Source organism: Bacillus massilinigeriensis, assembly GCF_900117315.1.
Classification (GTDB): domain Bacteria; phylum Bacillota; class Bacilli; order Bacillales; family Cytobacillaceae; genus Bacillus_BE; species Bacillus_BE massilionigeriensis.
Genome location: NZ_LT630337.1, coordinates 617,578 through 631,799, shown reverse-complemented (window position 1 = coordinate 631,799; position 14,222 = coordinate 617,578). Strand labels below are relative to the sequence as shown.

Below are 14,222 nucleotides of genomic sequence, written 5' to 3'. Positions count from 1 at the left end.
AACTATTTCATAATATTACTCTGACCCCATCACTTCATTTCTTTAACATAATAAGTACACAAAAGCCGCCCATTTTATGGACGGCTCTCTTATTTTATTATTATCCTAATGATTTACTTTTTTATTATTCCCCTGATGAGCTACTGACTTTTTCTTTCCTTGTTTAGATACTGCAGATTTATTTTTTCCTTGTTGTACGATCGATTTGCTTTTTCTCTGTTGCTCTGATTTTTCATTTACTTTGTGTAAGGTTAATAGTTGATAAGCATTACATGCAAGTAGAGCAAAAAGCATGATATAAAACCAGCTTTCTTTATTAATCCGTAAAACAGGAACCCACTCTAAAATTGTGATGACAACCATAAAGAACACAGCAGGAACAAACGCACTCATATTTGTCTGTTTTGCCTTAAAATAGGCAACAGCAAGTCCAATAACTAAAATTAACAAAGCAACTCCGATGTAAGGAAGAATACTATCTCCCGCTTGCGCAAAACGTGAATATCTCATATAAACTAAGTCAAATATAGTGAATAAAATAAATATTATCTGTACTGCATTCCACAATTTCACAGAACGAAATAGACCTAATCCAAAGCGATGAATCGTTAAATATGCGAAAAATCCCATTTGGCTCAAAAGACTAAAAATTAGCCCAACTCCAAATAGCCACAAAAAAATGGATAACATCCCAACAATGTTAAACCCACTAAGTACCTTTACAAACTCATTCCATCTAACAACCATCCCCACAATTCCTGTCGTTAAAGCACCTATAAGCAGGGTTGTTAAAAAGAACCTTACCCAATTTCGGCTTGTCACTATTTATTCCTCCAAAATAATATTCTCTTCCTCTTGATTTTACCAACCAGTCAATGAAAAATCTAGAAATTCCTTTATTTCACGCATAATTAAACTCAAATCTCTTCAATATAGAAATAGGGATTACTCTTTTGAAAGGGGGATTGTTCTATGCGTATGAAATTCCTTTTGCTTATCCTACCTACAGTTATGATATCTACCGGTTGTGCACAAGGAGATCTGGCTGCTGAGCAAATGGACTATGAAGAAACAAAAAAAATGGTCGTAGATATTCTAAAAACGGATGACGGAAAAAAAGCAATCCAAGAGGTAATGAAAGATGATTCGATGAAGGAACAGCTTGTAATGGATCAAAAGGTCGTTTCGAATACGATTCAAAAGACATTAACATCAGATAAAGGTACTGAATTTTGGAAGAAGTCATTTGAAGACCCTAAATTTGCAGATGCGATGGCAAAAAGCATGAATAAAGAAAACGAAAAACTATTAAAGGAGTTAATGAATGATCCTGAGTACCGTGGAAAAATGATAGAAATATTAAAAGATCCTGAGCTTGAAAAAGAAGTCACAACGATATTAAAAAGTAAGGAATATCGGGAGCATTTACAAAAGGTTATTACAGAAACCTTTAATACCCCTTCTTTCAAAACTGAAATCCAAGGAATATTAATGAAGGCCGCACAGGAGGCACAAAATAAAGAAGAAAAGAAAAGTTAGGAATTAGCTTTTTAAGTTAGTGGGATTTCCCTGAATCTAAAAATCCCCTTTACTTTACAACTAAGTCCTCTTTATCTAAATTTCTGGTTCTACGTCAAATGTTGGGGTAAAGGCTACCGCGCTACGCTTGGTGGCCTTTCATTCTGATGAGGAAAAGTTCTTTTCCTCATCAGAATGAAAGGTAAATCGTAAGCCCTTATTGAAACAACTTAACCAATGTTTACCCCAATTCTTTTAAACTTGTGTTGTAATAATATTTTCGCCCGAAAACGCTCATAGTTTTTAAATCCAAATGCATTTCGTTTGAGGACTTTGGTGGAGTTATTAATTCCTTCAAGAAAGCCATTTGAGTACCTATAGACAAAACTGTTAAGTATTTCAATCTGCCAATTTTTAAATGTTTTCACTGCTTGACACATTTCCTTAATTCCAGTATCCTCCACCATTTTATAAAACTCTTTTAGCTCTTTTTTGACAGTATAAATTTGATCTTCTCCTATCTCTTTTGCGTGTAAGAACCAAGCACGATAGGCTTCCTTTAGTTCGTAAGCTTTTCTTAATTCATCAGACATTTTCAAGTAACGATCTAAATACCAACGTTCTTCCTCTGTTAGACGCTCGTTTGCTTTATAAAATATATGTCTCATTCTTTTACATTTCTTACGATCGTAGCTATGAAAATCCTTCTGTACCCTTCTTCTTACCCCATCTAATGCCCAATAAATATATCGACAAAAGTGAAAATGGTCTGCAATAATTACCGGTCTTCCCAAAGCTTCTTGAACTGCTGCTTTAAACGAGGGACTCATGTCCATGATTACTACTTGAACATTACCTCCATGGGCCTTCAAATACTGCTTTATCGTTTTTTTATTACGATTGGGTAAGATATCAATAGGTTCTTTTGTAATCGGATTTGCCACAATCAATTGGAACTTTCCCTCACTGGTATCACCTTTGTATTCATCTATGGCTATGACAGGAGGTAATTCCTTCACTGGATGGATTTCACTTTTGGATATTTGATCGAATCGACGAACTACTGTTGTTGTTGAACTTCCATAATTTTCAGCGGTTTCTTTAAAAGTTTTCCCCTTAATTGATCGAATGGATATGACTTGATTCCACTCAATCGAAGTCCGTTGATACCTTTTAACAAATGGATTATTTTCTGAAAAACGTTTTCCACACTCACATACATAACGACGTCTTCTATAAAAAAGATGGGTCTTCCTCTCAAACCATTTCAAATGTTGAATCTTTTGGATTCGATAATCATGAACCTTAATCGTTTTTTTCTGACATCTAGGGCAGAGATGCACCTTTAATTCCATTTCAACATGAATTTGAACAACTTCACCAGACTCCTCAACATTAGTCACAACTACATCTTTTAATCCCGGAAAATACATGTTATTATTCATTTGCACGCAACTCCATTCTTTTGACTTGTTTCTAGACAATTCAAGTATAAAAGAAATGGATGTTTGCGTGTTTTTTATTGTTTGAAAAGTTGTGTCTTAACCCCAACAAATATTATAGAGCCAAATTTCTAAAACACCTAAAAAAAGGAGAGGTAGTCAATATCGAAATGACTACCTCTCCTTATGATAACTATCCTAATAATTGAACGACCTTTTTCGCAATGTCCTGATAAATCTGACCAGTTTGATGATCCAATTGATAGATGGAAGGCGCAAAATCATCATCGTTCCAATCTGGTTGAGCTAGCGGTAGCTTTCCTAGAATTTCAGTTCTTAATTCCTCGGCAAGCTTCTCTCCGCCTCCTTGACCAAATACAAATTCTTTTTCACCAGTTACTTTACTTTCAAAGTAGGACATATTTTCAATAATACCTAATATTTCATGCTCTGTTCTTAATGCCATTGCCCCAGCACGTGCCGCAACAAAGGCAGCCGTTGGATGAGGAGTGGTTACGATGATTTCTTTACAAGCTGGAAGCATGGAGTGTACATCTAAAGCCACATCTCCTGTTCCCGGTGGTAAATCAAGAAGAAGGTAATCTAAATCTCCCCATTCTACTTCATTAAAAAAGCTATTAAGCATTTTTCCAAGCATCGGACCACGCCAAATGATTGGTGCATTATCCTCTACAAAAAAGCCCATAGAAATGACTTTTACACCAAAGCGTTCTACAGGAAGAATCTTTTCCCCTCTTACAACTGGTCGTTTAGTTATCCCCATCATATCTGGAACACTAAACCCATAAATATCGGCATCCACTAACCCAACCTTTTTCCCTAAACGCGCTAAAGCCACTGCAAGGTTAACAGAAACAGTAGATTTTCCTACTCCACCTTTGCCACTAGCAATAGCAATAAAAGTCGTCTTGTTTCCAGGAGATAGGAGACCTTGATCCATTTCCTGTGTGCTATTGCGGTGTTTTGCTAATACTTCTTCTGGTAGTTCACTGAATCTTAACCCAACAGTATCTGCACCTGCTTCTTTCAATATAGATACTACCTGGCTTTGTATCTGCAGTTGTTCTGCTGTACCTGTTTTTGCCATCGCAATTTTTACACTCACATGGTTTTTATCTTCTTTTACCTTTACTTCTTGAATCGCTTTAATTTCCCCTAATGTTTTATGTAAAAATGGTTCAGTTAATCCGTTTAAAAGCTCCCTTACCCTTTCCTCAGTCAACATAAAAACACCCACCTTTGTATTCGTTTCCATTTATCAGTATAACATATGTAATGATATTTTCTGTAAAGTCTATTACACAATTATTATAGAATAACTATATAAATAAAGCCTTTTCTTTGCTCAAATTGAAGAAATAATAAAAAGAAGGCATGGCACCTTCTCATTCAACCTCCACTAATTCACTTTCCTTAGAATAATACCGAAGCATTCCTTTGTATATGGACGCAGCTACTTTTTCTTGATAATCATCATTCTTTAGCTTTGCTTTTTCCACTGGGTTTGATAAAAATCCAATTTCAACTAGAACACCAGGTATATTAGAATGTTTAAGAATATAGACCGAATTCATTGCTTTTGCTTTTCGAGTAGTATTCTCTAAATTAATTCTTAGCTCTTCTTGAATGAATCTTGCAGCCCTTCTGTTTTCTATTAATTGCGGAGCATAAAAAGTTTGAGCACCGCTCCACCTGGCTGATGGAATAGCATTTAAATGAATACTAATATAAAAATCCGCTCCAGAGTTATTAATTAGATCAAGCCTCTTCTTTAAGTCTTCTACTTTCCTTCGGCTATACCCTTTTGTATCTTCATCCGCAAGATCAGTATCAGATTCCCTCGTCATTATGACAAGTGCACCTTGCTCTTGAAGATAATCCCTTAACTTTAATGATACACTTAGTGCAATGTCCTTTTCCAAGGCATCCTTATCCCCTGCTCCACCATCTGGGCCACCATGACCAGGATCAAGCAAGATGATTCTTCCTGAAAGGGGAAGATTCCATGATTTCCAAGAATTATTATTCAAAAAATCATATTGCAATATTATAAAAAGAATAAGAAGTCCTCCAATAAAGGCAACAATTCTTAGCTTTTTTTTCATATGTCCCAATCATTCCTTCCCGCTTGTCCCTCACAATTCAAATATATGGGACAAGTGGGAACTCTAGAACAAAAAGGATGAAATTAATGAAGTCTTAACTTATAACGTCTTTCTCCCTTTCGAAATCCTTCCCTCCACCAGCTATCAACATATTGCTCACAAATATAAAACAAGGATTCACTATAAACCCCTTCTGCTCCTTTTCCCCAAAATAATAAGAAATTATATAAAGTATCAATTAAATGCTTTTCTTCATAGTAGCAACGTTTCTTTACGCTCTCTACAGATTCACCATAAAAACCAAACCGGCTAAAATGAGCACCTAATAGGTATGCTTCAATAGCAACATCATATAAGGCTTCCTCAATCCCACTCTCTAAAACAAGATGCGAGGTAAGATTAGATGCACCAAAATAATTTTGTACTCTTTCCTTCAGACTATTTAAAGATATTTCTCGTAAAACAGACTTTTCATATTTGAGCCTTTTCTCTTGCTTCTTTTTAACAAAGGTTGTAATCACGTTCAAAAGATTCTCACCCCTTGCAAATATTCTTCAACTCTTAATGAGGAGAAATTCAAACATTAAGCAGCATTCCATTACCAATTTAATTCCTCTTTTTGTTAATTAAAGAAAAAAATAACCCATATGCCCTGTCTCTTCCTTCATCACACTTCATTGGAAAAGAATAAATTCATACGAAAAGGAAAATGATAAAAAATAAGAACAAAGTTCAAACACAGGCTTGATAAACAAATGACTTGAAGGGGATTAAAAAATGGCAGATGAAAGAAGAAAAAAACCGTTTTATAAGCGAATTTGGTTCTGGATATTGGCTATAATTGTCGTTATCGCACTAACCAATTGTGGTAATGGGGATGATGATGATCAAAAAACAGCTCCAGCCACTAATAAAAAAGACAAAACAGAAGAAAAAGCGGAAAAGGCCTATGGTATTGGAGACCAAGTAAAGGTTGGAGATATGCAGTACAAGGTAAATAGTAAAGATACTGCTACTCAGGTTGGACCTTCCGCATTACCAGAAAAGGCAAACGGCAGATTCATTATCATTAATGTTGATGTCAAAAACAATGGCAATGAAGCAGTAACTGTTGACTCCAGCTTTTTCAAATTAAAACGTGGTGATAAAACTTATGAGGCCGATGCTGCAGCAAGCCTATCAGCCAATCAAAGTGAAAGTGGCGATATCCAAAACAGCTTTCTCGTACAACAATTAAACCCTGACTCAGAAATGTCTGGAAAGGTTGTATTCGATGTTGCTCCAGATATTGCAAAAGCAAATAATCTTCAATTACAGGTTCAAACTGGAGCCTTTGGAACAGAAACAGAGGTTATCAATTTAAAATAATCAAAAGAGGTGGACTCTTATATCTCCACCTCTTTTTCAATCTTATTATTTTTTCCCCAAATTCTCTTGGGCTATTTTGATGAGCTCCTTAACCATATTTCCTCCTAATCTGCCACCAACTTTACCCGCCTGTTTTGAGGTCAATCCCCCATTATATCCTTTGTTTAAAATAACCCCTACCTCCTTAGCTGCTTCAAATTTGGCTTGCTCTGGTTCATTTACCCCTACTACTTTTGCCTTTATTTGGTCAATACCATGTCTTGCTTCTGGAATTAAGATTTTATCTCCATTTCTTCGTGACATGAGATTTCCTCCTTTATTTTTAAACTTTCCAAAAGTAAAGGAAACATGTCTGATATTGGCTCCATATAATCTTTCCTATTATATTTATGGAATTGACAACCGTATGAACGAAAATTTGATTAAATGTAGTTAGACTCTCATTCCTGATACTAATCTCAATCCCACTTTTCTAGTTTAAGTCGATGTTCGATATAAGAACAGGGTGCCAGACACCCTGTTCCATTTGTGTTAAACATTGATATGCAAAAATTCCTCAAATTCCTCCATACTTGGATAGGAAGACTGTGTGCCTCGTTTCTTCACACTTAACGCAGCAAATGCAGTGGCCATTTTGATCGCCTGTTGAATATCTTTATTCTTTGCGTAATAGTGAGCAAAGCAGCCAATAAAGGCATCTCCCGCACCCGTTGTATCAATTGCGTCTACTTTAAAAGAATCAATCTTTCGGACTTCCTCCTTGGTCACCCACATAACACCTCGGCTGCCCATGGTAACAATGACGTCCTTTACACCCTTCGCTATTAGGGTATTGGCTGCTTCCTTAATATTGGCTTCCGTTTCTGTAGGCATTCCTGTCAGGATCTCTAATTCCGTCTCATTCGGTATAAAGAAGTCACATTTACATACATAGTTAAAGTCTAATTCTTTAGTGGCCGGAGCAGGGTTTAAGATTACAGGTATTCCGTGTTCATTGCCAAATTCAATTGCTCGGTAAACCGTTTCTAACGGTACTTCGAGCTGTAAAACAATTAATGCGCACTCCTTCAATTTCTCTGCCGCCCGGTCCACATCCTCAGGTAAAAGGTATTTATTCGCTCCTTTAATAATCAAAATTCGATTTTTGGAATCCGGATCTACAAAAATTGGAGCAACTCCACTAGATGTATTTGGAACTTTATTCGTAAACTCCGTATCAATTCCATATTTCTCAAGGTTCCTAATGGTGTTATCAGCAAAAAGATCATCGCCTACTTTTGTGACCATCATAACCTTCGAACCCATTTTAGCTGCCGCTACTGCCTGATTGGCTCCCTTTCCTCCACAGCCAATTTCAAAATCTGGTGCCTCTAATGTTTCCCCTTCTTTGGGCATTTTATCAATATAAGAAATAAGATCTACCATATTTGATCCAATTACTGCAATGTCCATGCTGCTTCCCCCTTACCTTTTCCCTGTTGTCACAGTAAATGTTCGTTCTTCTCCGGCAGCTAGTTTTATTAATGTGCCTGCTTTTTCCGCTGCAAGGAAGCCTTCTGGTCTACAGGTTGCCGGTAGCACGAATGCCCCTACCTGCTGATCGCTGTTGTGTAAAATCCACCGTGTAGCATAATTGAATTCAGCCGTTGAAAATCTGGTGAAATAGGTAGTTCCATCCGGAGCCACCATTTCAAATTCAGCCAAATCCTTATACTGATCTAGCTTATCGGCAAAAAATACAATTTCAGGATCGTACATCTCTGGCTGATTTAAGGCAGTTATGGTTTCCTCGCCACTTAGAATCTTTTTATTAAAATCTAGCCACTTTTCGGTAGGCTTTACATGTCCAGGTACAGACTCGCGTAAACGAAGAGCTTCGTCAGGGATATTTTGCTTCATTACGGCATTTTCAATATAAGCATAGTTTGTGTGGCACATATATTGAAGTGGCATCTCTGCCCCTGAGAGATTCTTGACATTCATGGTAATTTCAATAAACGTTGCATTCCGTAACATCTTTACCATTGGTCGCGCAAGATAGTGATGTCCAAACCCCTTCACATATTCAGTTTCACCACAAATGGCCATACCCTCAGCTGTTATTTCGAGCCAAGCCTTTTCCATTTCTGCACATGGCATTTCACCGTGTAGCTCGTAATCATCCTCTGGTCCCGGACAGCCATTGCGAATCAAACCTGAGTGAAAAGCAAAGCATCCATAAGTATCTTCTACGTTTGCTACCTTTTTCGGCTGTGAGAACATATTTTTCATTTTAAGATCCAGATCATCAAATTCTAAGTCCCAGATCATCTGGCCCATATATGGAAGAACCACCATCCGGCCGCGGGAATTTATCAGTTCAATTGCCTCCACACCAGATGGATAACGGAAGAGACTCGCCTTCATTTCATCATTTTCAAAAATAACCTTTTTATTTTCGGTAAAAAAATCACGCTGTAATACTATGTTTCCAGTAATCACTATTGGTCATCTCCTACTATTTTCGATGGGGGCGAGATTTAAGGCTGCCCCCATTGAATAAAGTTTTTTATTGGGCTTTTTCAAGTAATTCCACTTCATCTTGCACTTGAGCATTCTGTTTCAATTTTCCATAGAAGTGGAATCCAACAAAAATGAAGCAAGCCATTGGAATCAAGAATGATAGCTGCATAGATCCAAATAAATCAGATACAAATCCTTGAATAGCTGGAACTACCGCTGCACCAACAATGGACATGACAAGAATTGCACCAGCCAGTTCTGTATATTGTTTTTCTTTCACTGTTTCAAGAGTTTCAGCATAAATGGTTGCCCAACAAGGACCAAACAGCATGCTTACAGCAACAGCTCCGTATACCGCAGTCATGTTTGGCACGAATGAAACATATGCAAGTGTAGCCGCCCCAATGATTGAATAAACAACCAAAACCTTTGCAGAATTAAAGCGTGAAATTAAGAAGTTGGCAACGAACTTTCCAATAAAGAAGAAGACAAAACTAATGACCATAAAATTCGAAGCCATGCGTTCATTAATCTCAGGATTAAGATCCAGAGCAAGTCGAATCGTAAATGACCAAACCGTGACCTGCATGCCTACATATAGAAATTCAGCTGCAATTCCTTTACGGAAATCCTTTAATCCAGCCAGATATTTTAGTGTGTGGAATAAATTTGGAACTTTCTTAGACCCTGTTATTTTTGCAACAACTGGTTTACAATCTGGGAATTTTGTAAAAGTGAATAAAATCAAGACTCCTATTAAGACAAAAATTATATATTTGTATGGTTCAAGTGTGTGTTGTAGCATTTGTCTTCCAAATTCTTGAGCCTCTGCCGAAGACATCTTTGCCATTTGTGCTCAAGGCTGGCACCTTCCTTGAAGACTAGGTATTTACCAAGCAAAATTCCTGAAATAGAGCCAATTGGATAAAATGTTTGACTAATATTTAAGCGCAATGTCGAATATTTACGTGGACCAATCATAGAACTATATGTATTTGCCGATGTTTCAAGAAAACTCAATCCGATAGCAATTACAAAAAGAGCGAATAGAAACATTGTGTAGGTTGCCATATGGGAAGCTGGATAAAATAACGAACAGCCCACAATATAGAACAACAAACCAGCAATAATCCCCGTCTTATAATTTGTTTTTTTCATCAACATGGAAGCCGGGATTGCAATAAAAAAGTAACCGCCATAAAAAGCACTTTGGACAAAGGCACTCGCGAAATCACTTAGCTCAAATACGTGTTTGAACTGAGTAATCAGAATATCATTTAGGCTAGCTGCTACCGCCCATAATGGGAATACCAAGGATAATAGGATGTACTGAAAATAAGGAGTGCGGTTCAGATAACCATCTGGTAGCTGAATCAAATTTTTGTTAGACATTTTCAAGTCTCCTTTTAAATGAATTTTTTAGTTTCTCTCTAACTAGCTTTTAAAAATGTAAACGTTTAGATTTATTTTTAAAAAAATATTCTTTCTAACCTGTTAGAAAAGCATATGATTTTGATAAAATGTAAACGTTTAGATTTATTTATGAACTTAGAATATCACCTTTTATTTATTTTAGCAATAGATTTTTGAATGCGTTTACAATAAATTTTATTGTGACTTTGCCATTCAACCTTCAACGCATTCCACTTAGTAGAAAATCGACCTTGTGGGGAATAATAAAGTCATAAAATTAAAACAGAGCCAACGCTATAAGGCAGGGCTCTGTTTTTTCATTAGACGACAGGATTGTCTGATTATCAATTCCGGTGGTAGGGAGTATTGCCTTTTCGGGAGTCCTTCCTTATGATGTATCCGATCATGTAAAAATTGAAAGGCAATTTCACCAACCACACTCATCGGCCTAGTCACAACGGTCAACTTAGGGCGAAGGAATGTCGCGATGTCAACATCATCAAAACCAACGAATGATACCTCATAACCCAACTCCCATTCTAAGTCAGCCAAAGCCTTCATGCAGCCGATAGTCATTAAGTTATTCGATGAAAATATGGCTGTTGGTCTTTCTTCCAGTTCATAAAGCTGCTTTGTTGAAAGATAGCCGCTATGCTCCCCGAAATCTCCTTGAATAATATATCTATCATCGATTGGAATATTATAATCCTCCAATGCCTTTTTATAACCTTGAAATCGCTCCATCCCAGGGGTTGTATTTTGTGGCCCACAAATAATAGCAATCTTCTGGTGTCCCTGAAGAATTAAGTGTTGGACAGCCTGATACGCCCCCTTGACATTATCTACAAGAACCGTGTCAACCTCAAAACTTCTAATACTCCTATCTACAGCTACTACCGGAATATTTTGCTCTTGAAGAAGTCTTAAGTGGTCACCATCTTCATTAGCCGTTGTAATAATCACTCCGTCTACCCCGCGCTCGATAAAATTTTGCACAATTCTTTCTTCAATAATGGGGGATTCATTCGTACTACTCAGGATAGTAAAATAATCCTTTTCCCGGGCGTTCTGTTCAATTCCAGCCATTACCTGTGGAAAGAATGGATTCTTTATATCGGGTACGATCACACCAATTGTTTTGGTTTCTTTACGTTTCATTGTCCTTGCAGCTGCATTGCGAATATACCCCAGTTCTTTAATTGCCTTTAGAATCTTCTCTTCTGTCCCCCTCCTGACGCCCCCTTGATTATTGATTACCCTTGATACCGTTGCGATTGAAACATTAGCCAACCTTGCAACATCCTGAATATTAGGCTTAGATCCCATTTACAAAACTCCCATGCAGACTTTTTTAATTTTATAAAATAATTTTATCTTAAAATCAAGAAATGTAAACGTTTATATTATTGGGCGTATGAATTTACCCCCAACAAAATAAAAACATTTCTCTTTCAGACCAAACCAACCTCAATTAAACGAAAAAAAGACCCCCAACCAAATTGGTTGAGAGCCTTTGAACGCAATAATTAACGTTTTGAGAACTGAGGTGCACGACGCGCGCCTTTAAGACCGTATTTTTTACGTTCTTTCATACGTGGGTCACGAGTTAATAAACCAGCGCGTTTTAATGTTGGGCGATATTCTGGATCAACTTGTAGTAATGCACGAGCGATACCATGACGAATAGCTCCTGCTTGACCAGTATATCCTCCTCCCTTTACATTAACAAGCACGTCATAGCTACCTAGAGTTTCTGTAGCTACTAGTGGTTGATTAACAACCTCACGTAAAGCTGCAAATGGAATATAATCTGTCATTTCACGACCATTGATAATTACTTTTCCGTCGCCTGGAACTAAACGAACACGTGCAACGGAGCTTTTACGACGACCAGTACCAATATATTGAACCTGTGCCAAGTTAATAACCTCCCTTTAATTATCCACGAAGTTCGTAAACTTCAGGTTGTTGTGCTTGGTGTTTATGTTCTGCACCAGCATATACGTGTAATTTTTTGAACATTTGACGACCTAAAGAATTCTTAGGAAGCATGCCTTTGATAGCAAGCTCTAACATTCTTTCAGGGTAGTTTGTACGCATTTCAAGAGCAGTTCTTGTTTTTAAACCGCCTGGATGCATTGAGTGACGGTAATAAATTTTGTCAGTTAATTTTTTACCAGTTAATTCAATCTTAGAAGCATTTACAATAATTACATGATCACCAGTGTCAACATGTGGTGTGTAAGTTGGTTTATGTTTTCCACGTAGAATTGATGCAACTTCACTAGCAAGACGACCTAGAGTTTTGCCTTCTGCATCAATCACGTACCATTTACGCTCGATATTTTGTGCATTCGCCATAAACGTTGTACGCATGAGATTCCCTCCTAATCAATATCCATTTTCATAAATTTTTGAGTTCGTATATTTTGATCACAATAAGTTCCGGGGCTTATCGTGGGATTAAAATACATACCATATTATGATATATCAGTCTAGTCTACATGTCAAGAGAATGTTACGCCAGGATTAGTTGTCACGGATGAATTTTTTTGAAGTTGGAGTTATCGGCTTTGATTAGATCATTCAATTAAAAATACACCCAAAATAATATTTCTTTAAATGTAGGTCTTTTGCCGACTATCCGGATTGCAGGTAATTTTTCATCGAATAAGGCTTTTTAAACCAAATCTCGGATTATTTACCTTAAAAAATCAATATTCGATATAAAATTCCAACTGGAACAGCAAACTTTTTACCATTGAGGGATGTCTTATCATTTTTTTATCCAAAAAATTGTCCACTAAACCCCGTTTATTCGCGAAATTCTATGGTCTTTTCGCGAAAACTTAGATTTTATTCGCGAAAATTAAAGGTTTATTCGCGAAAAATGAGAATTTACTCGCGAATTTCAAAAAATATTCGCGAAAATCCCCAAATACTCGCGATTATCTTATTTTACTCGCGGAAAAATCAAAATACTCGCGAACATACAGGAAATACTCGCGATTCGATTCCCACTAACCTTGTATTCAATCCAAATTCAGAACTCATCCATCCTCTTTTCACACAATTAACTGCACCATTCCTCTGAGAGCAAAACTCAATAAAACACTTCCCACAAAAATAACCCTTGTGGCGGAGCAGTCCTTCCTGCCAGTTGCCGATCCCTTTTCTCCAAAATTTCAACCATTGAATTGGGATATAGACTTCCTGAGCCTACCTCCAGTAACGTCCCTACAAGAATTCTCACCATATTATAAAGAAATCCATTTCCAACAAAACGGAACATTAACAAATCCCCATCTTGGGTAATCTCAATCTCGTGAATGGTCCTAACCTTATCTTCTATCTCTGTTTTAGCAGAACAGAAGCTGGTAAAGTCATGGGTACCCATTAAGTACTCACTGGCCATTCTCATTTTCTCGAGATTCAGAGGATAGGGGAAGTGATAACTATAATTCCTTTTAAAAGGATCCCGCTTTGAAGAGGTATGAACAAAATAACGATATTCTTTTCCTTTTGTATTAAAACGTGCATGAAAATCAGGGGGAATCTCTTCAAAGTCATAAACAGAAATATCTTGTGGGAGCATCGTGTGAAGTGCAGTTTCCCATTTATCCAGTGGAATGGCTAAAGGTGTATCAAAATGGATCGTTTGCCCTTTCGAATGCACTCCTGCATCTGTTCTCCCGGAGGCATATACCTTTACCTTATTACCCTTGTGGATCCTTTGAAGAGCTGTCTCAAGCTCCCCTTGAACCGTGCGTTTATTTGGTTGGACCTGATAGCCCGAAAAGAGCGTACCATCATACTGTACCTTACATTTTAACCTTCGCATATCGCAGCATCC

Annotated in this window: 16 protein-coding genes; 2 read left to right on the top strand and 14 right to left on the bottom strand. The window is 37.2% G+C overall.

The window, feature by feature from the left end; all coding sequences use genetic code 11:
* Positions 1 to 105 precede the first annotated feature (105 nt).
* Complete coding sequence (locus BQ6100_RS03230; RefSeq protein WP_075980357.1) at positions 106 to 822, bottom strand: KinB-signaling pathway activation protein; 717 nt, start codon at positions 820 to 822, stop codon at positions 106 to 108.
* A gap of 150 nt (positions 823 to 972) precedes the next feature.
* Here BQ6100_RS03230 and gerD point away from each other — a divergent pair, with 150 nt between their 5' ends.
* Positions 973 to 1,539, top strand: a complete 567-nt coding sequence (gene gerD, locus BQ6100_RS03225; RefSeq protein ID WP_075980356.1) for a spore germination lipoprotein GerD — start codon at positions 973 to 975, stop codon at positions 1,537 to 1,539.
* A gap of 209 nt (positions 1,540 to 1,748) precedes the next feature.
* Here gerD and BQ6100_RS03220 read toward each other — a convergent pair whose 3' ends face one another.
* From BQ6100_RS03220 to BQ6100_RS03205, 4 genes are all read right to left on the bottom strand, one after another.
* Complete coding sequence (locus BQ6100_RS03220) at positions 1,749 to 2,963, bottom strand: ISL3 family transposase (RefSeq protein ID WP_075980355.1); 1,215 nt, start codon at positions 2,961 to 2,963, stop codon at positions 1,749 to 1,751.
* Positions 2,964 to 3,153: 190 nt separating this feature from the next.
* A complete protein-coding gene (locus BQ6100_RS03215) occupies positions 3,154 to 4,206 on the bottom strand; it encodes an Mrp/NBP35 family ATP-binding protein (RefSeq protein WP_075980354.1) in 1,053 nt (350 codons plus the stop codon).
* Between the two features lie 160 nt (positions 4,207 to 4,366).
* The gene (gene cwlD, locus BQ6100_RS03210) at positions 4,367 to 5,086 is read right to left on the bottom strand and encodes an N-acetylmuramoyl-L-alanine amidase CwlD (RefSeq protein WP_075983414.1); all 720 of its coding nucleotides are present in this window, start codon (positions 5,084 to 5,086) and stop codon (positions 4,367 to 4,369) included.
* An 83-nt stretch (positions 5,087 to 5,169) separates the two neighbouring features.
* A complete protein-coding gene (locus BQ6100_RS03205; RefSeq protein ID WP_075980353.1) occupies positions 5,170 to 5,613 on the bottom strand; it encodes a YbaK family protein in 444 nt (147 codons plus the stop codon).
* 250 nt (positions 5,614 to 5,863) lie between these two features.
* On the opposite strand from BQ6100_RS03205, the gene BQ6100_RS03200 reads away from it, so the two are divergent.
* Positions 5,864 to 6,454, top strand: a complete 591-nt coding sequence (locus tag BQ6100_RS03200; RefSeq protein WP_075980352.1) for a DUF4352 domain-containing protein — start codon at positions 5,864 to 5,866, stop codon at positions 6,452 to 6,454.
* Positions 6,455 to 6,499: 45 nt separating this feature from the next.
* Here the strand turns inward: BQ6100_RS03200 and BQ6100_RS03195 are convergent, their stop codons facing one another.
* The 9 genes from BQ6100_RS03195 to truA all read right to left on the bottom strand — a co-directional run bounded on the left by BQ6100_RS03195 (position 6,500) and on the right by truA (position 14,210).
* Positions 6,500 to 6,757: an alpha/beta-type small acid-soluble spore protein gene (locus tag BQ6100_RS03195; protein WP_075980351.1), complete on the bottom strand. Its 258-nt coding sequence runs from the start codon at positions 6,755 to 6,757 to the stop codon at positions 6,500 to 6,502.
* A gap of 228 nt (positions 6,758 to 6,985) precedes the next feature.
* Positions 6,986 to 7,906: a ribokinase gene (gene rbsK / locus BQ6100_RS03190; protein WP_075980350.1), complete on the bottom strand. Its 921-nt coding sequence runs from the start codon at positions 7,904 to 7,906 to the stop codon at positions 6,986 to 6,988.
* A gap of 12 nt (positions 7,907 to 7,918) precedes the next feature.
* Entirely contained in the window at positions 7,919 to 8,935 is a 1,017-nt protein-coding gene (locus BQ6100_RS03185) for an aldose 1-epimerase family protein (protein ID WP_218921351.1), read from the bottom strand.
* Positions 8,936 to 9,002: 67 nt separating this feature from the next.
* Positions 9,003 to 9,806 (bottom strand): MFS transporter, encoded by an 804-nt coding sequence (locus tag BQ6100_RS21810; RefSeq protein ID WP_261798569.1) that lies wholly within the window; start codon positions 9,804 to 9,806, stop codon positions 9,003 to 9,005.
* Positions 9,725 to 10,348 (bottom strand): MFS transporter, encoded by a 624-nt coding sequence (locus BQ6100_RS21805; RefSeq protein WP_261798568.1) that lies wholly within the window; start codon positions 10,346 to 10,348, stop codon positions 9,725 to 9,727. The genes BQ6100_RS21810 and BQ6100_RS21805 overlap by 82 nt, the downstream gene beginning before the upstream one ends.
* 315 nt (positions 10,349 to 10,663) lie before the next feature.
* Positions 10,664 to 11,695, bottom strand: coding sequence for a LacI family DNA-binding transcriptional regulator (locus BQ6100_RS03175; protein WP_075980349.1), 1,032 nt, complete (start codon positions 11,693 to 11,695; stop codon positions 10,664 to 10,666).
* A gap of 200 nt (positions 11,696 to 11,895) precedes the next feature.
* A complete protein-coding gene (rpsI, locus tag BQ6100_RS03170; RefSeq protein ID WP_075980348.1) occupies positions 11,896 to 12,288 on the bottom strand; it encodes a 30S ribosomal protein S9 in 393 nt (130 codons plus the stop codon).
* A gap of 19 nt (positions 12,289 to 12,307) precedes the next feature.
* Positions 12,308 to 12,745, bottom strand: coding sequence for a 50S ribosomal protein L13 (rplM, locus tag BQ6100_RS03165; RefSeq protein WP_075980347.1), 438 nt, complete (start codon positions 12,743 to 12,745; stop codon positions 12,308 to 12,310).
* A gap of 727 nt (positions 12,746 to 13,472) precedes the next feature.
* Positions 13,473 to 14,210 (bottom strand): tRNA pseudouridine(38-40) synthase TruA, encoded by a 738-nt coding sequence (gene truA, locus BQ6100_RS03160; RefSeq protein ID WP_075980346.1) that lies wholly within the window; start codon positions 14,208 to 14,210, stop codon positions 13,473 to 13,475.
* Positions 14,211 to 14,222: the final 12 nt, after the last annotated feature.